We start from the raw sequence: 24073 nt of genomic DNA on the forward strand, positions 1-24073 counted from the left end.
CCATGAAAGATCTGAATGCGGCCGGGTCGCATCCCGACATCACCTTCGACACAATTTCAGTCGACGACATACCGGTCCGGTATCTGCGACGCAGGGGCTCTGACACGGCCCCGCCGCTTGTGATATTCAACGGTTTGGGACAGTCGCTTGAGGTGCTGCTGCCGCTGATTGACGAGTTGAAAGACCGCACTGTTCTGGCCTTCGACATGCCGGGGATCGGGCGGACCCCGATGATCGAACACATCATCACGATCCCCGATTATGCAGATTTTTCCACCCGTGTTCTGGACGCGCTGCAGGTCGACCAATGTGACATTCTGGGCATTTCATGGGGCGGCGCGGTGGCGCAGCAACTGGCGCATGACCTGTCAAACCGCGTACGCCGGCTTGTGCTGTCCATCACCTCGGCGGGCGGGATCGGCAGCTGGTGGGGGACCCCGATTGCGTTGTCCGAGATCATGTTCCCGATGCGTTACATCAGCAAGACCTATGGCAACTTCATCGGCCCCCTGATGTATGGCGGCGAGGCGATTTTCGCCCCGGCGCAGTTCCGCGAGTATTCAAAACACGCCATCGCACCCAGCCCCGAAGGGTATTTCACACAGGTGCGCGCGATGTGCAGCTGGACCAGCCTGCCCTGGCTGCGTCAACTGCCGCAAAAGTCACTGATCATCGCTGGGAAATATGATGCGCTGATCCCGATCACCAACCAGATTCTGTTGGCGAACATGATGCAGAATGCCCGGCTTGAGGTTTATCCCGCCGGACATCTGTTGATGTATTCCCAACGCGCGGATGTGGGCGCGACCGTCGGTGCGTTTCTGGACGGCTGAGACTTTGAGCACGGGCTTGACGCCCAAAAGCGCATGGCATATGTCGTCAACCTACTGGGCGGGCGTTGTGTAGTGGTAAGACCTTAGCCTTCCAAGCTAATGACGCGGGTTCGATTCCCGCCGCCCGCTCCAGAACTCTTCTCGCTCTTCGCTCCACTTTATCACGCAGGTTGCGCGGCAAGTTCCCGCGCCTCCTCCCGCTTGAAAAACACGTAGTAGAACACCGGCGCCGCCACCAGGGTCAGGATCGAGGCAAACGCCAGCCCGCCCATGATCGTCACCGACATCGACACAAAGAACGCATCCGACAACAGGGGCGCCATACCCAGGATCGTCGTCACCGCGGCCAGCACGACGGGGCGCACCCGCGACGCGGATGCCTCGATGATGGCCTGTCGCAGCGGCACGCCTTCGGCGCGGACCAGGTCGATTTCCTCGACCAGAACAATGCCGTTCTTGATCAGCATTCCTGACAGGCTCAAAAGCCCCAGAAGCGCGGTAAAGCTGAACGGAAGGCCCGTGCCCAACAGGCCGATCACAACCCCGTTCACCGACATCGGCACCAGAAGCCAGATGATGATGGGCTGCCGTATCGCGTTGAACAACAGGACCGAGATCATCACCATGATCAGCGCGCTCAGCGGCAGTTGCGCACCAAGGCTGGCCTGCGCTTTCGAGGCGTTCTCGAACTCGCCCCCCCACTCCATCGTGTATCCGGCGGGCAGCGGGATCGCTTCGACCGCCGCGCGGATGTCACTATGCGCCTCGGCGGCGGTGACATCTGTTGCCACATCCGCCCCGACGGAAATCGTCGGCACCCGGTTGCGTCGCTGCACCAGGGTGTTCTCGACACGGTAATCAAACCCGTCGATCAACTGATCGATCGGCAGATAGGTGCCCGTGATCGGCGAAAAGACAAGCTGGTCATTCAGGTTGAACGCATCGGTCTGCGGACGGCGCATGATGATCGGGATTTGCCGCTCGCGTTCACGATAGACACCCGCCCGCAACCCATCAGTGGCATAGAGAAGCGAGGCCGCTACGTCGTCGCGGTTGATCCCCGCCGTCTGTGCCCGTTGTGTGGCATAGATCGGCGCGATCACCAGTTCCTGCTCGCGCCAATCGGTGCGCAGGTTCAACAGGCTGTCCGAGTTGTCCGCCATCACCTGCATGGCCCGATCTGCCAGCCCCCGCAGCACCGCCGGATCCCCACCCGAGAACCGCACCTGCACCGGATCGCCGCCACCGGGACCAAAGACGAGGCGCTGCACACGGAACTCGGCCTCGGGGAAGGTTTCCTTGCCAAACGCCTCAAGCCGGGCGTGCAGATCGGGAATATCGTCAAGCGACGCGGTGCGGATGATCAGGTGCCCATAGCTTTGGTTGTCCTTGCCGCCATCATAGGTCAGCATGAAGCGCACCGCCCCCCGCCCGGCATAGGACGCGACCGAGGTTACGCTTTCTTCGGCCAGCAGCCAATCTTCCATCACCGCAAGATCATCTGACACCTGCTGGATCGAACTGCCTTGTGGCAGCTTGTAGTAAACGAAGAACAGCGGTGTGTTCGAGTTGGGGAAAAACTGCTGCTTCACCGATCCGAACCCGACGAAACAGGCCATGGTGACGGCAACCAGCCCGGCAATCACCGGCCAACGGAAGGTCAGGGATTTGTCCAGAACTTTCTTGTAAAGCACGAAGAACCGTCCGGAATAGGCATCCGCCGCATCCTGATTGCTGATCTTGAACAGGTAATGACCCAGCAAGGGGGTGACCGTCAGGGCCAGAAGCCATGACAGCAAAAGCGAGATCCCGATCACTGCAAAGAGGGAGAAGAGGAATTCACCGGTGGAATCCGGTGACAGGCCGATCCCGGCAAAGGCCATGATCCCGATCACCGTCGCCCCCAGCAATGGAATCTGCGTTTTCTTGGCCGCGTCATCCGCCGCCTGACGGGAATTACGCCCGCGAAGCATCGAGATCTGCATCCCTTCCGCGACAACGATGGCATTGTCCACCAGCATCCCCATCGCGATGATCAGCGCGCCCAGCGATATTCGCTCCATCTCGATCGAAAAGATCGCCATGAACAAAAGCGTCCCGACCACGGTCAGAAGCAGCGTGGCGCCAATGACGATCGCCGCGCGCCAGCCCATGAAGGCCCCAAGCACCACGATCACGATCCCCACCGACATGGCGAGGTTCTTCAAAAAATCGTTCGAACTTTGCTCGACCACCAGATGTTGCTGATAGATCGGATGCAGTTCGATCCCATGCGGGATGTCCGCCGACAGCTCTGCCAGCCGCGCATCGACCCGGTGGCCGACCTTGACGATGTCTTCACTGTCCAGCCCTGCAATGCCGATGGTAAACGCCTCTTCGCCGTTGAACCTGATGATCTGACCCGGAGTTGCCACGCGCTCGCGACTGACGCGGGCCACATCCGCCACATTGAACAGCTGCCCGTTCACCCCGATGCTGAGCGAGGCAATGTCGGACACGGTTTCCGACCCCTCGGGGGCTTGGAACATGATCCGCGCGCCATCCTTTTCCAGCGATCCCGCCGAGGTCACGGAATTGGCCGACGACACCGCGCCGATGATCGCGTTGGGTGGGATGCCCTGATTGACCGACAGGGTCATGTCAGGCTCGATGTAAATCGCCTCTTCCGGGATGCCGGACAGGTCGACATCGGCCACACCATCGACCACCAGAAGCTCGCGCCTGAGGAACGTGCCAAGGTCGTATTTCTCGGCGTCGGTGAAGCCGGGCGCCGTGACGGCATAGTAGAGCCCGAATACATCCCCGAAACTGTCATTCACGAAAGGCGGCTGCGCATTGTCCGGCAAATGCCGCGCGGTGTCGCGCACCCGCGCACGCAGGCGCGTCCAGATATCCGGCAAGGCTTCGGCGGGATAGGTCGACTTGATCTCGACGTCGATCCGGCTTTCGCCCGGACGGTTGGTCGACGTGATCTTTTCAACCTCTTCCATTTTCTGCAGCGCGCTTTCCAGCGGTTCAGACACCTCGGTCGCAACCTGGGCGGCCGTCGCACCGGGATAATGCGTGACAACAACGGCCTGCTTGATGGTGAAGGCAGGGTCTTCCAGGCGACCAAGGTTCAGAAACCCCCAGATGCCACCCAGCAGCATGGTCAGGATGATCAGCCACGTATAAAGAGGCTTTTCGATCGACGCGCGCGCGATGTTCGGCATGTCAGCCCCCTTAGTTCGCAAAGCCGGTGAAGCGGCGCACCGCATCGCCGTCACGCAGGGCGGTCGCGCCCGCCGCGACGATCACATCACCGTCCGAAAGGCCGGACAGCAGCGTGAAATCCCCGTTTGGCGCGGGTTCGACAGTGATCGGAGTCGCGCTGACCGTGCCCGTATCACCGTCACCCGCATCCGCGACAAACCGCATGACCGACAGCGCACCATCCGGGGCGGCGACGATGGCGGTTGCAGGGATCAGGATGCCGGGGGTCTCGTGCGAGGCAGACACCCGCACGTTCACCGACGACCCCGGCAACACGTTCAGATCGCTGCGCGGCGCCATGCCCAGGGTCAGGCGATAGGTCTGACCGGCCGAGGATGCCTCGGCATTGAATTCACGGATCGCGACGGGAAAGGGCGTGTCATGGGCGGGAAACTCGGCCATGAAACGCACGTTCTTTTCCTTGGATGCCGTCTGGAACAGGATTTCCGGCACGTCGATCTCGATCCGGACTTCGCTCATGTCATGCAGGCGCACAACGGGCGTTCCGGCAGAAACAGTGACGAAATTGTCGACATTGCGCGCCGTGACCAGCGCGTCGAATGGCGCGTATAGCGTGGCGTTGTTCAGGTTCCGCTCGGCCTGACGAAAGGCAATGTCGGTCAGGTTCAACTGCGTCGTGGCATCATCCAGTGCGACCTGGCTGACGGTGTTTCCTTGCAGCTTGGTCAACCGGTCCAATGTCCGTTCGGCCAGATCTTTCTGTACCACCGCCTGCTCCAACGCCAACGAGAATTGCTCCTGATCCAGTTGCACCAGCATGTCACCTTCGGACACGAACTGGCCTTCGATCACCGGAAATTCGACAATCTGGCCCCCCACCTGAAAGGCCAGGTCGACGCTTTGCCGCGCCACCACCTTGCCAAAGAACACCCGGCTTAACGTGTCATCATTCGCCGTCACCGTCATCAACTTGACGGGTCTGACGGGCTCTTCTGCGAAGCCGGTCGAAGCGGTGGCGATGATCGCGGCTGCAACGGCGGCCAGAAAACGCGGAAATACAGGCATGTGTCGTCCTTAGCAGGTCATGTGTTTCTGAATGTTTCGATGAATTTTCAACGAGGTCTGCGCGAAGCTGCGAAGCTCTTCATCGCTCAGGCCCAGAGTTTCGCACAGAAGCGTGCGCGCCATCACGACCATCGTGGCCCGCAGGTCTGCGCCGGTATCCGTCGGGGTCAGAAGCCAGGCCCGCCGGTCATCGGGGTCGCGTTCGCGCACCACCAACCCGTGCGCCTCAAGCTGATCGGCGGCGGTCGTCATGGTCGAAGGCAGTACATTCATCTCGCGCGCCAGGGTGCCCAGCCGCTTGGGGCGGTCAAGCCAGATCATGATCTTTCGTTCAAGGTAGGACACATCCGTTCGACTGTCGATTTCGCCCATCAGGGCGTCGATGAAGCCGTGCAGGGCAAAAACACCCAGCAATGCGCCAAGCTCCGGCTCGACCGGGGTGTGGTTTGGATTGAGAGGATCAGGTGTGTTGGTCATAGGGTAGAATCCGAGTCGCAATGACGTCCAAATATACTTCATATTTTGAAACTTCCAGAGAAATAATAAAAAATACCTCCGTTAGCGTGCGACATACACAGATGGATCGCCAATGCGTCGAACTGCCCCAACGTAAACCGCGAGTTTCCGTTGCGTCGCAGAAAATCGTCGGCGATCATCAACGGGTTAATCGCAATCCACCGCACGTTCGCGTCGCGGCCTTGGTTCACGCTTTCATCAAATTGGTAAAGAAATATTACCAGTTTGCGAAATATCATTTGAAATCTGGTTTTAACTACGTAGTAATTGCGTGGCAGCGTATCGTCGGCCCCTGGTCGGCACGCGTTCGAATAACAAAATATCCAAAACTCGGAGGAGAAAAACATACATGGAACGCCGTAAGTTTCTGAAAGGCGCAGCAATCGGTGCTGGCGCAACGGCCCTTGCCACACCGGCACTGGCGCAAGGTGGCAAGACAATGACGATCGTGTCGACCTGGCCGCGCGACTTTCCGGGTCTGGGTGTCTCGGCGCAGCGTCTGGCCGCCCGCATCGGCGAGCTGTCCGAAGGCGCGCTGAACGTCGAGTATTTTGCCGCCGGTGAACGTGTTGGCGCGCTGGACGTGTTTGACGAAGTCGCCTCGGGCAACAGCCAGGCTTACATCGGTGCCGATTATTACTGGACCGGCAAACACCCTGCGCTGGCCTATTTCACCGCAGTGCCCTTCGGCATGTCCTTCGCCGAGATCAACGCCTGGTGCCTCTATGGCGGCGGCATGGAAATCTGGGACAAGGTGCAGGACCAGTTCGGCCTGAAAGGCCTACCCGCCGGCAACACAGGCACCCAAGCTGGTGGCTGGTTCAACAAGGAAATCGAAAGCGCCGATGACTTCAAAGGTCTGAAAATGCGTATTCCGGGCCTGGGTGGTCAGGTTCTGTCCAAGCTGGGCGCATCGACCGTGTCGCTGCCCGGTGGCCAGATCTATGAAAACCTTGTGTCCGGCACCATCGACGCGACCGAGTGGGTTGGCCCCTATAACGACTATTTCATGAAGTTCTACGAAGCCGCGAAGTACTACTATACCGGCGGGATGCATGAGCCGGGCGCGCAGCTGTCGCTGACCTCGAACAAGTCGTGGTGGTCCGGCCTGTCGGATTGGGAACGTGCGGTGATCACCTCGGCGGCGTTGGAAGAAAACGCCAACTCGTACTACGAGGCGATGGCACTGAACGGCGAATACCTGACCAAACTGGTGGACGAACAAGGCGTCGAAGTGCGCAGCTTCAACGAAGAAACCTGGGACGCCATGGGCGAAGCCGCGCAGGAAGTGTTCGAAGAAACCGCAAGCTATGACGCACTGGCCGCCGAAGTGAACGATGCCGTTCAGGCCAAGATGCGCGAAATCGGTCGCGGTATCTCGCTGTTCGAAGGTCAGTTCGTGAACCAGCGTAACCGGATCCTGGATCTGTAAGCTGGTCTGACGACAACACAAAAACAAGGGCGGGGAGGCTTCCCCGTCCTTTCCAAAGGATCACACAAGAATTGATCCGACGGCCGTTCGGGAGGCGACATGGCACAAGACAGCACCCATCCAGACATTCCAAGACATGGCGACCCCGCGATCCTTGCGCGGCTGTTCGGTTGGAGCACGCTGACCGTTCTGGCGGCGTTCCTGATCAACAATGTGCTGGTGGTCGGGTTCGGCTTTCCCGGCACACAGGCGTTTCTGAACGGCAGTGCGCCCGGCGGATGGGTGCATGTGGCGCTTTATGCGGTGGCCATCGCGGTGGCCGTGGCGGTGGTGTTGCGTGGTCGGACGACGTCGCTCAGGTGGGACGCGCACCGGGTGCACAGGTTCAACGTCTATCTGATCCGCGCCCTGTTCTGGGCGGTGTTCCTGATCGGGGTGGCCGATGCGACCATTGCCTTCATGCGCGCCGAAAGCCTGATCGAGCCGCTGCTGGGATCTGAGAATGCGAGGCTGTTCAGCCGGCCAAGCTGGGTCGGCACCTATGTGCACATCCCGCTGATCGTGATTGCCTTTGCAATTGCGACCGTCACGCGCACGCTTGGGTTTTTCTGGCTGGCCTTCCTGATCGTGGTGGCCGAGCTTCTGATCGTGATCTCGCGCTTCATGTTCAGCTATGAACAGGCGCTGATGGGCGACCTCGTGCGCTACTGGTACGCCGCGCTGTTCCTGTTTTCTTCGGCCTATACGCTGTTTGACGAAGGCCACGTTCGGGTCGATGTGCTTTATGCCGGGTTTGGCCGCACCACACGGGGGATCGTCAACGGCATCGGCACCATTCTTCTGGGCATGTCCACCGCCTGGGTCATCATGGCCGTGGGCTTCGGCGGCAAGCAGTCGATCATCAACGCGCCTGTCAGCAATTTCGAGATTTCGCAGGCCGGCCCCTTTGGTCTTTATACCAAATACCAGATGGCCGCCTTTATCGGCCTGTTTGCCATCACCATGCTGATCCAGTTCGTCAGCTATTTCTTCGATGCCGTGGCGGATAAACGGGATGAGCCCGGCCACCGCGAAATCGCACAATCATCCGCGCACTGAGGTCTGACACATGGAACTTTTCTTTCTTTTCCTGCTGATCGTGATCATGGCGGGTGCGCTGGGGTCCGGGTATCCGGTCGCCTTTGCCCTTCCGGGGGCCGCGATCATCACCATCGGGCTTGCGGCTGGCGCGGGCTATATGTTCGCGGGATCGACGGACGCTTATTTCCACAGTGGTGGCCCGAACCAGTGGCTGTCCGCGGGGGTCACGAACCTGCGCGGGGTGTATTGGGAGGTCGAACGGGATACGCTGATCGCCATTCCCCTGTTCATTTTCATGGGCATCATGCTGCAGCGGTCGAAGATCGCCGAGGACCTGCTGGTCACGATGGCCCAACTGTTCGGCCCCGTGCCGGGCGGTCTGGGCATTTCGGTCGTGTTCGTTGGCGCGCTGCTGGCGGCCACGACAGGGATCGTCGGCGCAACCGTGGTGGCCATGGGCCTGATCTCTCTGCCTGCCATGCTGCGCAACAACTACTCGCAATCGCTGGCCACCGGCACCATCGCCGCGTCTGGCACACTGGGGCAGATCATCCCGCCCTCGATCGTGCTCATCATCCTCGCTGACCAGTTGGCGTCGGCAACTGATCAGGCCGGAACCGCACGCAAGATCCTGCACAAGGAAGCCACAGGCGAACTGTCCATGCCATCCATGTTCGACGTTGTGTCCACCTCGGCGGGCGAGATGTTTCTGGGCGCGTTCATCCCGGGTATCCTGCTGGTCGGGCTGTATATGCTCTATATCCTGTTCTATGCGATCTTGCGCCCCAAACACGCGCCCGCCGTTCACTATGAAGGTGCATACAATCTCGACTTCCTGAAAAATGTACTGCTGACGCTGGTGCCGCCACTGGCGCTGATCTTCCTTGTGCTGGGGTCGATCATCGCAGGGATCGCGACGGTGAACCAGGCTGGCGCCATCGGGGCGGCCGGGGCGATGATCATGGCGGGCTATCGCCTGCCTGCCCCCGGACGCACGCTGTATTACCCGGCGCTGTTGGCGATGGCGGCATTGGCGCTTGCGGCCTATGCATTGTCAAATTTTGACATGAACGTGAAAGGCATCACCAACACCACCGATCAGTTGGGCATCACGCTTGGGGTGATCTCGACCCTGATGCTGCTGGTGGCGCTGGGCTGGTCCTGTTGGCGCATTTTCAAGATCGAGAACACGCTGTCCGGCGTCATGCTGGAAACCGCCAAGACGACCTCGCTGGTGTTCATCATTCTGCTGGGCGCCGCCATGCTGACCGCCGCCTTCCGTGCCTTCGGTGGGGAAGAACTGGTGCGAGAGTTCCTGTTGGGCCTGCCCGGCGGGTTCTGGACGCAATTCGTCATCGTGATGCTGGTGATCTTCATTCTTGGCTTCTTCCTTGATTTCATCGAGATCGCCGTGGTCGTGGTGCCCATCGTGGCCCCCATCCTGCTGGCCGATCCCGAAGCCAACATCACCGCCGTCTGGCTGGGTGTGATGATTGGTCTCAACATCCAGACCAGCTTCCTGACGCCACCGTTCGGTTTCGCGCTGTTCTATCTGCGCGGGGTCGCCCCGGCGATCGTCAAGACGGTGCAGATGTACAAGGGCGTGATCGCCTTCATCCTGCTGCAACTGACCGCACTTGCGATTGTAGGCACTTATCCCCCGCTGGTGAACTATCTGCCCAACCGCGTCAGTTTCCTGTCGGAAACCAGCCCGCCACCACGCAACCCACGGCTTCAGATGTGCCTTGAGGAATATGTGGGACAGAAGCTTTCAGAAAGCACCGAGCTTCAGGACGCCATCGCGATCGCGCGCAATTTCGATCTGGCCGTGCTGCCCGACGACCTGTCGGATGATCTGACCGATGCGCTGGACTCGGCAGACACCGCCGTGGCCGAGCTTGAGGCTGCCTTTGCCGCCGCAGACGAGGTGGAAGGCGCCGCAGATGCGTATCGCCCGCAACTGCGCCTGGTGCGCGGGATCGAAAAAGAGATCCGCAGCACAAATGAAGAGATCGACAAGCTGAAGACGCGGATCGGCCGGATGCGGGATGAAAGCCAGGCGGCGGCGCGCGACGCGTTGGAAGCCGACATGGCCGCCTTGACCGCCGAAGTCGAACATCTGCGCGAACAGATCCCTGAAAGCTGGAAAGAGGTTCACGAAACCTTCCAAGCCTTGACCAACGCCGAGAATGCGGCACGCACAAGGTATCGCAGGGCCGCAGATGCGGCCTATGAAGACGCGCTGGATGTGCTGGCCGCACTTGAAGGGACCGAGGACCTGGTCGCGCTGGAACCGCAATTGCGCGACCTGAAAGCCACGGTCGAGACCAATTCTGGCGATGATGCCAGGGATCAGGTCAACGAACTGGCAAAGGTCTTTGGCAAGATCGACGGGGCAGATGATATCGAAGACGCCCTGAAAGATGCGGCCAAGGCGCTGAAGGGAAGCGAGCCTGACCGTGCCAAAGCGATGGAAGCCTATAACGCGGCTATCGCGGCTTATGACGCACAGATCGCGTGGCGACAGCAAGCGAACGAAAGCCTGCGCCCGGGTCTGGCCGCCTATGTCGACACGTTGCGCGGCAGTCTGGGCATTCGCGTCCAGGATCGCTTTACCCGCGAACAGGCGCTGGCCATGGCTTCGTGTTCATCGCGCCATCGCGATATATCGTTGAATTTCTAAGCAAATTCATAAACTCGGAAAAAAGGGCCGGTGTCTGCACCGGCCCTTTTTGTTTGTGGAAAGGGTGGCAATTTCGGTCCGAACATAGGATAAGTGTCGGAAACGCATGATTTACGGTCGGTATAAAACCTTGCGTAATCCGACCATCTGGTGAACCCTTGGGCCGATCCAGAAAAAACCGAGCCGCAACAGGCCCAAATGCTTCACACGGGGAGTCCTAAATGTCCAAAGAACTTGAATATCTGTCCAAACAGTTTGTCGCGCGCAAGCTGTCGCGCCGCCACTTCATGGGCCGCGCGGCGGCGCTTGGCCTGACCGCAGCAGGGGCAAGTACCATGTTGTCATCTGCGGTCTATGCCCAAGGCCCGGTCAAGGGCGGTACGATCCGTGTTGGCCTTCCGGGCGGCTCGACCACCGACAGCCTTGATCCGGCCACCACGACGAACTCGACAGGCACCATGATCAGCCGCCTTTGGGGTGAACCGTTGGTCGAACTTGCGCCTGAAGGCGGCCTTGAGAACCGGCTGGCGGAAGAAGTGTCGGCATCGCCCGATGCCAAGGTCTGGACGTTCAAGATCCGCTCGGGCATCAGTTTCTCGAACGGTCAGCCGCTGACCGCTGATGACGTGCTTGCAACGATGGAGCGCCACGCGGGCGAAGACACGAAATCAGGCGCGCTGGGCATCATGCGTGGCATCACGGCGATGCGGGTTGAAGGTGACAAGTTCATCGTCGAGCTGGACACGCCGAACGCCGACCTGCCTTACCTGATGACCGACTATCACCTGCTGATTCAGCCCAACGGTGGCAAGGATGATCCCGCAGCAGCCATCGGCACCGGCCCCTATATTCTGAAAGAAGCCGATATGGGCGTGCGCTTCGTGGCTGAAAAGAACCCCAACTACTGGGGTGACATGGGTCACGCCGACACGATCGAAGTCGTGGTGATCAACGATGATACGGCCCGTATGGCTGCCATTCAGTCCGGGCAGGTCGATATGGTCGGACGCGTTCCACCGCGCACCGCGCAACTTGTGGCACGCGCACCCAATATCAATGTCCATTCGACCCCCGGGCCGGGCCACTATGTCTTTATCGCCCATTGCAACACGGCACCGTTTGACAACAACGACCTGCGAATGGCGCTGAAATACGGCATCAATCGCGAAGAAATGGTCGAGAAGATCCTGTTCGGCTACGGCTCGATCGGGAACGACACGCCGATCAACAGCTCCTACCCGCTGTTCACCGAGATGGAGCAGCGCAGCTACGATCCCGAAAAGGCCAAGTTCCACTTTGACAAATCCGGGCACGAGGGGCCGATCCTCTTGCGCACCTCGGACAACAGCTTCCCCGGCGCGCCCGATGCATCGGCCCTGTTCCAGCAATCCCTGTCCAAAGCCGGCATCAATCTTGAAATCAAGCGCGAGCCGAACGATGGCTATTGGTCTGAGGTCTGGAACGCCCAGCCGTTTTGCACAAGCTATTGGAGCGGCCGCCCCACTCAGGACCAGATGTATTCCACGGCCTATCTGTCGACGGCAGACTGGAACGACACGCGGTTCTTCAACGAACAGTTCGACCAGATGCTTCTGGCCGCACGGGGCGAGCTGGACGAGGCAAAGCGCACCCAGATCTATGCCGATATGGGGATGCTTCTGCACAACGAAGGCGGATTGATCTGCCCGATGTTCAACGACTTCATTGACGGCACGACCAACCGCGTTGCGGGCTGGGTCGAGAACCATAAGGGCTTCGACCTTATGAACTTTTATGCGCCGATGAAAATGTGGGTCGTCGGCTGATATGCCCTTGCTCATGAAACTGCTGGTCCAACGCATCGCGTTGGGCCTGCTTCTTCTGCTACTCGTCTCGGCCCTGATCTTCTGGGGAACCAACATCCTGCCGGGCGATGTGGCGCAATCCATTCTGGGTCAATCGGCAACCCCCGAAGCCCTTGCCAATATCCGCGAAGAACTGGGCCTGAACGAACCTGCGCTCAGCCGGTATTTCGACTGGCTTGGCGGATTGGCGCATGGCGATCTTGGAACCGCGCTGACTTCGGGTCAGGATATCGCGTCGAGCCTTGGATCGCGCTTGAAAAACACTCTTTTCCTGGCCTTCTGGGCCGCCGTGGTCGCCGTGCCGCTGGCCATCTTTCTGGGCCTTCTGGCCGTGCGCTATCGCGAACGTTGGCCCGACAAGCTGATTTCGGCCATCACGCTGGCGTCGATCTCCGTGCCCGAGTTTCTGATCGGCTACATCCTGATGTATTTCATCGGCGTGAAGCTGGGCTGGGCGCCCACCGTGTCGATGATTCATGACGGCATGACCCTTGGGCAGAAACTCAGCTCGATCGCCCTGCCGGTCGCTGTTCTGACCATGGTGGTGCTGGCCCATATGATGCGCATGACGCGGGCTGCGATCCTGAACGTGATGCAATCCGCCTATATCGAAACGGCCGAATTGAAGGGCCTGACGATGTTCACCATCATCTGGCGCCACGCCTTTCCCAACTCGATCGCGCCGATCGTCAACGTGGTGATGCTGAACCTGGCCTATCTTGTCGTCGGTGTCGTGGTGGTCGAGGTCGTGTTCACCTATCCCGGCATGGGACAGTATCTTGTGGACCACGTGTCCAAACGCGACGTGCCGGTGGTGCAGGCCTGCGGGCTGATCTTCGCGGCGGTCTATATCGGTCTGAACATGGTCGCGGACATCGTGTCCATCCTTGCCAACCCAAGGCTGAGGCATCCGAAATGACCAGAATACCCCCTGCCGCATTGTTCGGCCTGTTCTTCACCGGCCTTTATTTCTTCATGGCGATCTTCGCCCCCTGGATCGCGCCTTATTCGATGACCGAAGTTGTCGGCGGCGTGTGGGAGCCTTGGTCGTCAGAGCACCTGATTGGCACCGATAATATCGGGCGCGACCTGCTCAGCCGCATGATCTATGGCGGTCGCACGACGATCTTCATCGCAACCATGGCCACGATCCTCAGCTTTGTGACCGGGTCGATCCTTGGGTTTACCGCCGCCGTCATCGGCGGATGGGTTGACCAGGTGCTCAGCCGGTTTGTCGACCTGATCATGTCGATCCCCACCCTGATCTTCGCGCTTGTGGTCCTGTCGGTCATGCCGGTGACGCTGCCGATCCTGATCGTTGTCATGGGCCTGCTGGATGCCACACGCGTCTATCGTCTGGCCCGCGCGGTCGCCGTGGACATCAACGTGATGGACTTCGTCGAAGCCGCCAAACTGCGCGGCGAAGGGCGGCTCTGGATCATCTTCCGGGAAATCCTGCCCAATGCCCTGTCGCCCCTGGTGGCGGAGATGGGCCTGCGCTTCATCTTCGCGGTCCTGTTCGTGTCGACCCTGTCCTTCCTTGGCCTTGGGGTGCAGCCACCCAATGCCGACTGGGGCGGGATCGTGAAGGAAAACAAGGATGGCATCGTCTATGGCATCCCGGCGGCCCTTGTACCTGCGGTTGCCATCGCGACACTCGCCATCTCGGTCAATCTGGTGGCGGACTGGATCCTGAACCGCACCACCAGCCTGAAAGGAGGCCGGGGATGAGCGATCAACTTCTGAAAGTACGCGACCTGAAGATCGGCGCGCGGGTCTATCCCCCCGGCGAAAAGCCGCATGACATAGAGATCGTGCACGGCGTGTCCTTCGATCTGGAAAAAGGCAAAGTGCTGGGCCTGATCGGGGAAAGCGGCGCGGGAAAGTCCACGATCGGGCTTGCCACGATGGCCTATGGTCGCGGCGGCGTCGAAATCACAGGCGGCGAAGTTTGGGTCAACGGGCGTGAGATCCTGCACACCAGCCTGCGCGACCTGCGCAAGCTGCGCGGGACCGAGGTCACGTATGTCTCGCAATCCGCCGCCGCCAGCTTCAACCCGGCCAAGAAGATCATGGAACAGGTGATCGAGGCATCGGTGCACGCGGGCAAATTCTCGAAAAAAGACGCCGAGGCGCGCGCGGTTGAATTGTTCGCCAAGCTGGGCCTGCCGGACCCGGAAAGCATCGGAAACCGCTATCCGCACCAGGTGTCGGGCGGACAGTTGCAACGCTGTATGACAGCGCTGGCGCTGTGTCCCGAACCCGATCTGGTGGTGTTCGACGAGCCGACCACGGCCTTGGATGTGACCACGCAGATCGACGTGCTGATGGCAATCAAGGACGCGATCCGCGACACCGGGGTTGCGGCGCTTTACATCACGCATGACCTGGCAGTGGTGGCACAAGTGTCGGATGAGATCATGGTGCTGCGCATGGGCGACATGGTCGAACATGGCACCACCGATCAGATCATCAACGCCCCGGTCGAGGATTATACCCGCGATCTGGTGTCCGTCCGGTCACGTCAGCACGAGGGCAAGCCCCCGACCGACAACCCGGTGATGACGATCGAACACATCACCGCCCGCTACAAAGGCACGAATTTCGATGTGCTGCATGATGTCTCGATGGAGCTTCATGCAGGCCAGACCCTTGCTGTCGTTGGTGAAAGCGGCTCGGGCAAGTCGACCACCGCCCGCGTGATGACCGGGCTTTTGCCCGCACGCGAAGGGCAGATCGTGTTCGAGGGGCGCACCCTTTCGGCCGACCTTGCCGGGCGGTCGCGCGACGACCTGCGAGAGATTCAGATGATCTATCAGATGGCCGATGTGGCGATGAACCCGCGCCAGACCGTCGGCACGATCATCGGTCGCCCGTTGGAGTTCTATTTCGGGATGCGCGGCGCCGAAAAGCGCAAGCGCATCGAAGAGCTTTTGAACGACATCGAAATGGGGGTGGAGTTCAAAGACCGCTATCCGGCCGAACTGTCGGGCGGTCAGAAACAGAGGGTTTGCATCGCCCGTGCCCTGGCCGCGAAACCCAAGATCATCATCTGTGACGAGGTGACATCGGCGCTCGACCCCTTGGTTGCCGAAGACATCCTCAGGCTGCTGCACAATCTTCAGAAACGGGAGAATGTGGCCTATCTGTTTATCACGCACGATCTGGCCACCGTGCGCGCCATCGCGGACAGTATTGCCGTGATGTATCAGGGTCGGGTCGTCCGTTATGGCCCGAAAGCTGATGTGCTGACGCCGCCGTTTGATGACTATACCGACCTTCTGCTCAGCTCTGTGCCTGAAATGCGGCTGGGTTGGCTTGAAGAGGTTGTGGAGCATCGCAAGATGGAAAGCGCCGGGAACTGACTCCGGGAACGGACTAGGCACGGATTTCGGAATGGGCCTGATGGATCGCAAACTGCTTCTGATCATCCTTGATGGTGTGCCTTGGCGTAACTGGCGCAGGCTTTTTGGTAACCTGGAAGGCTGGGTGGACGCGGGCGAGGCACAACGCTGGAAGGTCCGCTCGGTGCTGCCATCGACATCGGCCAGTTGCTATGCCTCGATCCATACGGGCGTCACACCGCAGGAACATGGCGCAACGGGCAATAACAACGTGTTTCGCCTGACGCAGCCCGACGTGTTCAGCCAGGTGCGCAAGGCGGGCGGCATTACGGGTGCGGTCACGCACAGTTATTGGTCCGAGTTTTTCAACCGCGCGCCGTTCGATCTGGTGCGAGACATCGAATATGACGAGCCCGACAGCCCGACGATCAATCACGGTCGGTTTCACACCATGACGGGATACGGGCTGATCAATCAGACCACGCCGGCGGATGTGGACCTGTTCGCAACGCTGACCATGCTTTGCGACCGGTTCGGGCTGAACTACGGCATCCTGCACAGTTGCACGCTCGACAGTATGGGGCATCGGTTCGGGCATGAGTGCCGCGAAATGGATCACGCCTGTTTTCAGGCTGATGAGCAACTGGCGCTGTTCATCAATCGCTGGCGCGCTGATGGGTACGAGGTCATCGTGACCGCTGATCACGGCCAGACCGATCGCGGGCACCATGGGGGGCGCGAGGATCTGCAACAGGATGCAGCGCTCTATTATTTCGGCCCCGCGACCGGCCCGGATTTCGACGACCGCCTGTGCCAGTTGCAGATTGCCCCCACGATTCTATCGCGATTGGGCGCCCCCATCCCTGACACCATGAAAGCCGAGGTATTTCTGACATGACGTGGGCCATTCCCTGCCCTGCGCAACCCAGCCTTGCAATCGAAGGCTCGGACGCGCGTTTCCCTGTGCGCCGCATCTATTGCGTCGGCCAGAACTATGCCGCACATGCGCGTGAAATGGGATCGAACCCCGATCAGGAACCGCCCTTCTTCTTCTCGAAACCCGCAGATGCGCTGGTGGCGGACGGCACGACCGTCCCTTATCCACCCGGCACCGAGAACCTGCATCACGAGGCCGAGCTTGTCGTGGCCATCGGCACCGGGGGCACCAACATCGCGCGCGATGCGGCGCTGGATCACGTCTGGGGATATGCCGTCGGCAATGATCTGACCCGGCGTGACGTGCAGGCAGCGGCCAAGAAGATCGGGCGGCCATGGGATATGGCGAAGGGTTTCGATCACTCCGCCCCCTGTGGGCCTTTGCACCCGGTGTCCGCCGTGGGCCATCCGTCAAGCGGTAGAATCAGCCTGACGGTCAATGGTGAACCGCGCCAGTCTTCGAACCTGTCTGACCTGATCTGGCCTGTGGCCGATGTGATTTCCTATCTGTCGTCGCTGGTGGCGCTGGCCCCCGGCGACCTGATCTTTACCGGCACACCCGAAGGCGTCGGCCCGCTGGTGCCGGGCGATACCTGCGTGGTCGAGATCGACGGCCTGGGCCGATTGACCACCCGGATCGGAACGCCCGCCGCCTAACCCGTGATGGACGACAGATGCAGGATCAGGCTGTCGCGCGCACCCAGAATGTGCTGGCGCGTCAGTTCGGCGGCCTTGTCCGCATCCCCGCGCTCACAGGCCTCCTGAATTTGCATATGTTCGTCATTTGCGCGCGACATGCCCCGGCTCAGCACAAGCTGCGCCCTCAGATAACGGTCGATTCGATTCAACGCGCCGTCGATCGCCTCAAGGTGATAGGTCAGACCGCTGGCGTCATAGAGGGTCGCGTGAAACTGCCGGTTCAGATCACCCCATTGCATAGGGTCCGTTTCCCGGTGGAACGCTTCACAGAAGCCGCGCGCCTGTGCGAGCGTTTCCCGCGTCATTCTGGGCACCGCGTGGTGAATAACATGTGGCTCTAACACAGCGCGAAAGTCGAAAATCTCGGAGGCTTCGGTCGATGACAGCGACGACACGACCGCACCCTTATACCGCTGCGACCGCACCAAGCCGTGTTCTTCCAGCCGCAGAATCGCCTCGCGCACCGGAATGCGCGACGTGTTGAACATCCTGGCAATTTCATCCTGTCGCAGGGGCGCGCCTTCTTCGATTTCGCCTTCGATGATCGCTTTCTTGAGCGCGTCAAATATGATCGTCGCAGCAGAGGCGGTCTTGGAAATATCAACAGATTCAAGTGGCATATACGGTCTCCTGCGAGGCGCACCCTAACAAGGCGCGGCATCGGTTTGAAGGGATCAAGATAATTATTGCATATTGGATCCAATTTACAATAATTGAAAACAGCCCTTCGCCCAAAGCGATCCATCCTTGCAGGAGACCCCGATGAACACCGACATCTTTACAGGCTGCATCCCCGCCCTGATGACCCCGTGCACGCCCGACCGCAAACCGGATTACGATGCACTGGTGGCCAAGGGGCAGGAACTGATTGCCGCAGGCATGTCGGCGGTCGTCTATTGCGGGTCGATGGGCGACTGGCCGCTTCTGACGGATGATGAACGGATGGAAGGTGTCGCCCGCCTGACCGCCGCAGGCATCCCGGTGATCGTCGGCACCGGCGCGGTAAACACCCGGATGGCCGTGGCCCACGCCACCCACGCCGCACAGGTCGGCGCACACGGCTTAATGGTGATCCCACGGGTTCTGTCGCGCGGATCGTCACCTGCCGCCCAGCGCAACCACTTTGCCGCCATCCTGTCGGCCGCCCCCGACCTGCCTGCTGTGATCTATAACAGTCCCTATTACGGCTTCGCGACCCGTGCCGACCTGTTTTTCGCCCTGCGTGCCGAGCATCCGAATCTGATCGGCTTCAAGGAATTCGGCGGTGCGGACGATCTGCGCTATGCCGCCGAACACATCACCTCGAAAGACGATAAGGTCACGCTGATGATCGGCGTCGATACCACGGTCTACCACGGTTATGTAAACTGCGGCGCAACGGGGGCAATCACCGGAATCGGCAACGTGCTGCCGCGCGAGGTGCTGCACCTTGTCGCGCTCAGCAAGAAAGCCGCCGCCGGGGACCCCGAGGCCCGCGTGAAGGCGCAAGAGCTTGAGGGCGCATTGGCGATCCTGTCCAGTTTCGACGAAGGCCCCGACCTGGTTCTGTATTACAAACACCTGATGGTCCTGACCGGTGACGACGCCTATCGCACCCATTTCAACGAAACCGACGCGCTGTCAGACGCCCAGCGCAACTATGCCGAAAACCAGTTTCATCTGTTCCGCACCTGGTATGACACCTGGTCGAAACAGGGCGGTGTTGTCTCTGAATGCGCGTGATCGACAGCCATACCGAGGGTGAGCCGACCCGCGTCATCCTGTCGGGCGGTCCAGACCTTGGCAATGGCAGCCTGGCCGACCGCGCCCGGCGCCTGTGCGACGAACATGGCTGGATCCATACGGGCGTGCTGGCCGAACCGCGCGGCCATGACGCGATGGTGGGCGCACTTCTGGTCCCACCGGCCGACCCGACCTGCGTGACCGGGGTGATCTATTTCAACACGGTCGGCAACCTGGGCATGTGCGGACACGCCACCATCGGGCTGGTGGCAACTCTGGCTCATCTGGGTCAGATCGGCCCCGGCACCCACCGGATCGAAACTCCTGTCGGCGTGGTGACGGCCCAGCTTCTGGACACCAACACCGTGCGCGTCACCAATGTCGAAAGCTATCGCCTGCACGCCGGTGTCACGGTTGAGGTGGACGGGCTTGGTCCGATTACAGGTGACGTGGCTTGGGGTGGAAACTGGTTCTTCCTGACAGATTTCCACCAGATCGACCTGACGATGGACAACATCCCGGCCTTGACGGATGCGGCAGATCGTATCCGGACGGCGTTGCAACGCGACGGCATCACCGGAACGGATGGGGCCGAAATCGACCACGTCGAACTGCTTGGACCTGCAAGATCCAGCACGGCAGACGGTCGCAGTTTTGTCCTGTGCCCCGGCATGGCTTATGACCGGTCGCCCTGCGGCACGGGCTGCTCGGCCAAGCTGGCCTGCCTTGCGGCGGATGGATCGCTTGCCGCAGGTGCGACATGGCGGCAGGAAAGCGTAATCGGCAGCACCTATGACTGTACCTATGTGGACCAATCCCCCGACCGGATCGTGGCCACCATTCAGGGCCGCGCCTTCGTGACCGCAGAGGCCACCCTGATCTTCACTGCCGACGATCCGTTTCGGACTGGCATTCGCGCCGATCATCGCTGATGCTGCCGACAGACGGACGCCCCGGCTTTGCGGAGACCTGAATGACACAAGATCCCATCGACATCGTCGTCATCGGTGCTGGCATCATCGGGGTCAGCACTGCTCTGGCGCTTCAGGCCCGCGGTCGCACCCCCCTGCTGATCGATCGCGCGGGCGTCGCCGCTGAAACGTCGCATGGCAATGCCGGTGCCTTCGCCTTTTCCGAGGTCGAGCCTCTGGCCACGCCGGGCATCATGCGCCGGGCACCGAAATGGCTGCTTGACCCGCTGGGACCGCTGTCCATTCCGCCCTCCTATGCCCTGAAAATTGCGCCATGGATGCTGAAGTTCTGGCGCGCCAGTTGGGCGGATCGCTATGATGCAGCAGTGTCTGCGCAAACCCGCCTGATGCAGCATTGTCAGGCTGCGTTCGAACGGCAACTGGCGCAGTTCGGGAATCCCAGCCTGATCCGCCGCGAAGGACAGTTGGAGCTGTACGAGGGTGCCCGCGCATTTGAACACGCACGTCCCAAATGGCAACGCCGTGCCGATCTTGGCATCGAGGTGACGCTGCTGGACAGCGCCGATGCCATTGCCGACATTCAACCAGGGTTGAGCCGCAAGTTCACCCATGCCGGGTTTACCCCCGGATGGTTCAACACCACCGATCCATTGACCTGGACCCAGACCCTGGCCCGCGCCTTTACAGATCGCGGAGGCGCGTTGCAGGTGCGGGACATACACGACCTGACACCGCGCGCGGATCATATCGAGATTCTGTCAGACGAAGGCCCCATCCTGGCACGGCAGGTCGTGATCTGTGCCGGGGCCTGGTCCCACAGGCTGGCTGCGAAGATCGGGGACAAGATCCCCCTTGAGACCGAGCGCGGGTACAACACCACATTTGATCACGCCTCGGTCGAGCTGAGAACGCATCTGACCTTCGCCGCGCATGGATTCGTGATGTCAAAGATCGGCTCCGGTCTGCGCATCGGTGGCGCGGTTGAACTGGGCGGGTTGGATCTGCCACCCAACTACCGCCGGGCCAGAGTGCTGGTGCAGAAGGCGAAAACCTTCCTTCCCGGTTTGAACCTGTCGGGCGGGTCAGAGTGGATGGGGTATCGGCCATCGCTGCCGGACAGCCTGCCGGTCATTGGCCCCTCTGGCGCGGGCGACCGCATCCTCTATGCGTTCGGGCATGGGCATCTTGGTCTGACCCAATCGGCAGGCACCGCCGAACTGGTGGCCGACCTGGCCATGCGGACCAATCCGCCCATCGATCTGGCCCCGTTCTCTGCCACCCGGTTCTGATGCCTCGCCAACAGCGCCTACTGATCTTGGCGCACGAGGTTGGTGACAAGCACATCATGGACGATTTCGCCAAGAATGCCGGTCGCCACTTCGCGCAGCGCACGGCGCAAACTGGTCAGGCGGCTTGTCTGGGTGAACACGCCGTCAAAACCGCCGCTATTGGCGTGGTTGAACATGACTTGCAGAAACTCGTCGCGCAGTTTTGGTTCGCGCAGGTAAACGGTTTCGCGATTGCCCGCTGCGACATCCAGACTCAGTGACATGACGACAAGCGCGGTCACCTTCTCATCCTTCATGATCGGGATCACGAACTGATTGTTTATCTTGACGAATTCACTGTCAACTTCAACGTCTGCCGTGGTTGCTGCGGGCGTGTGGTCCGCGTTTTCGACGGCCGCGTCACCACAAGGGCTTGCAAGCTCGGGTTCAGGCGCAGGTTTCAGCACATAGCCGGCAGCGCCCCCCGCGACCAACCCGACCAGAGCCAGAAGTACCGGAATAATCTTTCCCATCGCGAGTTCCTCAGAAGGGCAGGATGATGTCGGCGACCTGCTGGCCATACCGGGGTTGCTGAACATCGCTGATCTGACCACGGCCGCCATAGGAAATGCGGGCCGACGCGATTTTGTCATACGAAATCTCGTTCTGACGCGAGATATCCTCGGGCCGCACGAACCCGGTGACCAGAAGCTCGCGCAGTTCGAAATTCACCCGTACCTCTTGCGTGCCCTGAATCTTCAGAACGCCATTGGGCAACGTGCCGATCACCGTCGCGGCGACACGCAATTCAAGCTTCTCGTTCCGTTTGACCGATCCGGTCCCGTTCGAGGCGCTGCTGGATGACAGCGACACGGCGTTGCCCATCGACGCGCCGTCGGGCAGGTCTTTGTCGATGGATTGCGGCAGGCCGAACAGGTTGGGAACCCCCATCTCTTCCGTCCCCGACCGGGCGCGTTTCGAGCTGTTTGAAAACTCGGCCCGATCATCAATTTCAATGACCACGGTCAGAATATCCCCGGCCTGTTGCGCCCGGCGGTCGCCCAGCAGGGACTGACGCCCACCGCTCCACAACGATGCCCGCACAGGCGAGCTATTGGCGGGGGTGGCGCGCGGCAGGGCCGTTGCGCTCATCGCGACGTGCTCGGCGCTCATCTCGACCGGGTTCAAATCGGGCGCTTTGCCCACCTCATTCATGCGGGTGCAGGCTGACACAGCCATCAGGACAAGAAGCAGAAAGGAAACGGGGCGCATGGAAAATCCTCGGGCTTGTTAATGCGACTGAGAGACGGAAACCGTTCCGTCGGCCAGAACCGATCCGGTAACGGTTGTGCGGGATGACAGGTTCAGGACGCGGACGCGATCACCGATGCCCGCCCGGCCCAGGCTGCGACCTTCGGCCAGAATGGTCAGCGGACCCGAGACATAGGCCAGCGTCACGATCTGGTTTCGTTCAACCAAGGCGGGAGGGCCGATGTCTTTCACCAGTATCGGGCGACCGGCGTACAGCACGACGCGAGCCTCTTGCCCGACCACGTCTTCGAGAAGCTGAAATCCGCCGGGCAGTTCGGACGGCACCAGCTTCAGATCCTGCGCCGTGATGATCACGTTGGCGCGGATGTTGCGTGTGGCGACCACGGTATCGGCATAGGCCAGACCAGATGTGGCAAGCAGCGTCAAAAGGGTCAGAATCCCGCGCATCACCGCACCTGCGTCGTTGCGGCCAGCATCTGATCTGCGGCGGTGATGACCTTGGAATTCAACTCATATCCCCGCTGCGCCTCGATCAATTCAGTGACTTCGCGCACCGCATCGACCGAGCTGTTTTCCAGATAACCCTGCCGCAAGGTGCCACGCCCATCTTCGCCTGGTGCGCCGACAAATGCCGGACCCGAGGCGGGCGTTTCGCGAAACAGGTTGGATCCGATCGCCTCAAGCCCCTTGTCGTTGGTGAACCCGGCAAGGGTGAAGGCGCCCAGCAGCTCCGGCTCGACCGCATCTTCGAAATAGGCGTAAACCTCGCCGTCTGCGTTGATCGAAATGGATCGGGCATCACTGGGAACAGTGATCTCTGGCGCAACGGCATACCCGTCCGAGGTCACGATCAGCCCGTCGCCCGACAGTTTCAAGCCACCGTCGCGCGTGTATCCCGAACCGCCTGACGGCAGTGTCACCTCGAAATACCCTTTGCCTTCAATGGCGATATCCAGATTGCCATTGGTTTGCGACAATGTTCCTTGTTGCACCAGCATAGACACCGATGTCGGCCGCACCCCCAGACCCAGCTGAATGCCTGTCGGCAAGGCCGTGCCATCGGACGCATTGATCGTGCCCGCGCGGGCCATCTGTTGATAGTGCAGATCGGCAAACTCGGCGCGCCGCGCGTTGTATCCAGTGGTAGACATATTGGCGAGGTTGTTCGAAATCGTTTCGACCCGCATTTGCTGCGCCAACATTCCCGTGGCTGCGATATCCAATGCACGCATGG

Annotated in this window: 21 protein-coding genes and 1 tRNA gene; 14 read left to right on the top strand and 8 right to left on the bottom strand. The window is 60.5% G+C overall.

Annotated elements, in window-relative coordinates:
• The first annotated feature begins 2 nt into the window (after nucleotides 1-2).
• Together IE188_RS11930 and IE188_RS11935 are read left to right on the top strand one after the other, a co-directional pair.
• Nucleotides 3-833 carry an alpha/beta fold hydrolase gene (locus IE188_RS11930; protein ID WP_191286734.1) on the top strand — a complete coding sequence of 277 codons (831 nt, stop codon included), beginning with the start codon at nucleotides 3-5 and terminating at the stop codon, nucleotides 831-833.
• Between the two features lie 58 nt (nucleotides 834-891).
• Nucleotides 892-965, top strand: a tRNA-Gly gene (locus tag IE188_RS11935).
• Between the two features lie 29 nt (nucleotides 966-994).
• On the opposite strand, the gene IE188_RS11940 is transcribed toward IE188_RS11935, so the two are convergent.
• The 3 genes from IE188_RS11940 to IE188_RS11950 are packed head-to-tail and all read right to left on the bottom strand — an operon-like array spanning nucleotide 995 to nucleotide 5588.
• Entirely contained in the window at nucleotides 995-4045 is a 3051-nt protein-coding gene (locus IE188_RS11940; protein ID WP_191286735.1) for an efflux RND transporter permease subunit, read from the bottom strand.
• 10 nt (nucleotides 4046-4055) lie between these two features.
• Complete coding sequence (locus tag IE188_RS11945; RefSeq protein WP_191286736.1) at nucleotides 4056-5111, bottom strand: efflux RND transporter periplasmic adaptor subunit; 1056 nt, start codon at nucleotides 5109-5111, stop codon at nucleotides 4056-4058.
• Nucleotides 5112-5120: 9 nt separating this feature from the next.
• Nucleotides 5121-5588 carry a MarR family winged helix-turn-helix transcriptional regulator gene (locus IE188_RS11950; protein WP_191286737.1) on the bottom strand — a complete coding sequence of 156 codons (468 nt, stop codon included), beginning with the start codon at nucleotides 5586-5588 and terminating at the stop codon, nucleotides 5121-5123.
• A 388-nt stretch (nucleotides 5589-5976) separates the two neighbouring features.
• Between IE188_RS11950 and IE188_RS11955 the strand changes: the two genes are divergently transcribed.
• The 9 genes from IE188_RS11955 (at nucleotide 5977) to IE188_RS11995 (ending at nucleotide 17603) form a co-directional block, all read left to right on the top strand.
• A complete protein-coding gene (locus tag IE188_RS11955) occupies nucleotides 5977-7059 on the top strand; it encodes a TRAP transporter substrate-binding protein (protein WP_191286738.1) in 1083 nt (360 codons plus the stop codon).
• 99 nt (nucleotides 7060-7158) lie between these two features.
• Complete coding sequence (locus IE188_RS11960; RefSeq protein WP_191286739.1) at nucleotides 7159-8157, top strand: TRAP transporter small permease subunit; 999 nt, start codon at nucleotides 7159-7161, stop codon at nucleotides 8155-8157.
• Nucleotides 8158-8167: 10 nt separating this feature from the next.
• On the top strand, nucleotides 8168-10822 hold the full coding sequence (locus tag IE188_RS11965) for a TRAP transporter large permease (protein WP_191286740.1): 2655 nt from the start codon (nucleotides 8168-8170) through the stop codon (nucleotides 10820-10822).
• Between the two features lie 221 nt (nucleotides 10823-11043).
• A complete protein-coding gene (locus IE188_RS11970) occupies nucleotides 11044-12627 on the top strand; it encodes an ABC transporter substrate-binding protein (protein ID WP_191286741.1) in 1584 nt (527 codons plus the stop codon).
• Between the two features lies 1 nt (nucleotide 12628).
• Nucleotides 12629-13585 carry an ABC transporter permease gene (locus IE188_RS11975; RefSeq protein ID WP_191286742.1) on the top strand — a complete coding sequence of 319 codons (957 nt, stop codon included), beginning with the start codon at nucleotides 12629-12631 and terminating at the stop codon, nucleotides 13583-13585.
• The gene (locus IE188_RS11980) at nucleotides 13582-14397 is read left to right on the top strand and encodes an ABC transporter permease (RefSeq protein ID WP_191286743.1); all 816 of its coding nucleotides are present in this window, start codon (nucleotides 13582-13584) and stop codon (nucleotides 14395-14397) included. The genes IE188_RS11975 and IE188_RS11980 overlap by 4 nt, the downstream gene beginning before the upstream one ends.
• Nucleotides 14394-16031, top strand: a complete 1638-nt coding sequence (locus tag IE188_RS11985) for an ABC transporter ATP-binding protein (protein WP_191286744.1) — start codon at nucleotides 14394-14396, stop codon at nucleotides 16029-16031. The genes IE188_RS11980 and IE188_RS11985 overlap by 4 nt, the downstream gene beginning before the upstream one ends.
• 40 nt (nucleotides 16032-16071) lie before the next feature.
• Complete coding sequence (locus tag IE188_RS11990; protein ID WP_191286745.1) at nucleotides 16072-16908, top strand: alkaline phosphatase family protein; 837 nt, start codon at nucleotides 16072-16074, stop codon at nucleotides 16906-16908.
• Nucleotides 16905-17603 (top strand): fumarylacetoacetate hydrolase family protein, encoded by a 699-nt coding sequence (locus tag IE188_RS11995; RefSeq protein WP_191286746.1) that lies wholly within the window; start codon nucleotides 16905-16907, stop codon nucleotides 17601-17603. Before IE188_RS11990 ends, IE188_RS11995 begins: the two co-directional genes overlap by 4 nt.
• Here the strand turns inward: IE188_RS11995 and IE188_RS12000 are convergent.
• Entirely contained in the window at nucleotides 17600-18265 is a 666-nt protein-coding gene (locus IE188_RS12000; protein ID WP_191286747.1) for a GntR family transcriptional regulator, read from the bottom strand. The genes IE188_RS11995 and IE188_RS12000 overlap by 4 nt on opposite strands.
• Nucleotides 18266-18407: 142 nt before the next feature.
• On the opposite strand from IE188_RS12000, the gene IE188_RS12005 reads away from it, so the two are divergent.
• Genes IE188_RS12005 through IE188_RS12015 form a run of 3 tightly spaced genes read left to right on the top strand, consistent with a single transcriptional unit; the run spans nucleotide 18408 to nucleotide 21588 of the window.
• Nucleotides 18408-19367, top strand: a complete 960-nt coding sequence (locus IE188_RS12005; protein ID WP_191286748.1) for a dihydrodipicolinate synthase family protein — start codon at nucleotides 18408-18410, stop codon at nucleotides 19365-19367.
• Nucleotides 19358-20299, top strand: a complete 942-nt coding sequence (locus tag IE188_RS12010) for a 4-hydroxyproline epimerase (RefSeq protein ID WP_191286749.1) — start codon at nucleotides 19358-19360, stop codon at nucleotides 20297-20299. Before IE188_RS12005 ends, IE188_RS12010 begins: the two co-directional genes overlap by 10 nt.
• A 41-nt stretch (nucleotides 20300-20340) precedes the next feature.
• Nucleotides 20341-21588, top strand: coding sequence for an NAD(P)/FAD-dependent oxidoreductase (locus tag IE188_RS12015; RefSeq protein WP_191286750.1), 1248 nt, complete (start codon nucleotides 20341-20343; stop codon nucleotides 21586-21588).
• Nucleotides 21589-21605: 17 nt separating this feature from the next.
• Here IE188_RS12015 and IE188_RS12020 read toward each other — a convergent pair whose 3' ends face one another.
• Genes IE188_RS12020 through flgG form a run of 4 tightly spaced genes read right to left on the bottom strand, consistent with a single transcriptional unit; the run spans nucleotide 21606 to nucleotide 24071 of the window.
• Nucleotides 21606-22100: a flagellar basal body-associated FliL family protein gene (locus tag IE188_RS12020; protein WP_191286751.1), complete on the bottom strand. Its 495-nt coding sequence runs from the start codon at nucleotides 22098-22100 to the stop codon at nucleotides 21606-21608.
• Nucleotides 22101-22110: 10 nt separating this feature from the next.
• Nucleotides 22111-22839, bottom strand: a complete 729-nt coding sequence (gene flgH / locus IE188_RS12025) for a flagellar basal body L-ring protein FlgH (RefSeq protein ID WP_191286752.1) — start codon at nucleotides 22837-22839, stop codon at nucleotides 22111-22113.
• Nucleotides 22840-22857: 18 nt separating this feature from the next.
• Nucleotides 22858-23286, bottom strand: a complete 429-nt coding sequence (gene flgA / locus IE188_RS12030) for a flagellar basal body P-ring formation chaperone FlgA (RefSeq protein WP_191286753.1) — start codon at nucleotides 23284-23286, stop codon at nucleotides 22858-22860.
• Complete coding sequence (gene flgG, locus IE188_RS12035; RefSeq protein ID WP_191286754.1) at nucleotides 23286-24071, bottom strand: flagellar basal-body rod protein FlgG; 786 nt, start codon at nucleotides 24069-24071, stop codon at nucleotides 23286-23288. The genes flgA and flgG overlap by 1 nt, the downstream gene beginning before the upstream one ends.
• Nucleotides 24072-24073 lie beyond the last annotated feature (2 nt).

It is taken from the genome of Aliiroseovarius zhejiangensis, from assembly GCF_014656375.1.
In the GTDB taxonomy this organism is placed as follows: Bacteria; Pseudomonadota; Alphaproteobacteria; order Rhodobacterales; family Rhodobacteraceae; genus Aliiroseovarius; species Aliiroseovarius zhejiangensis.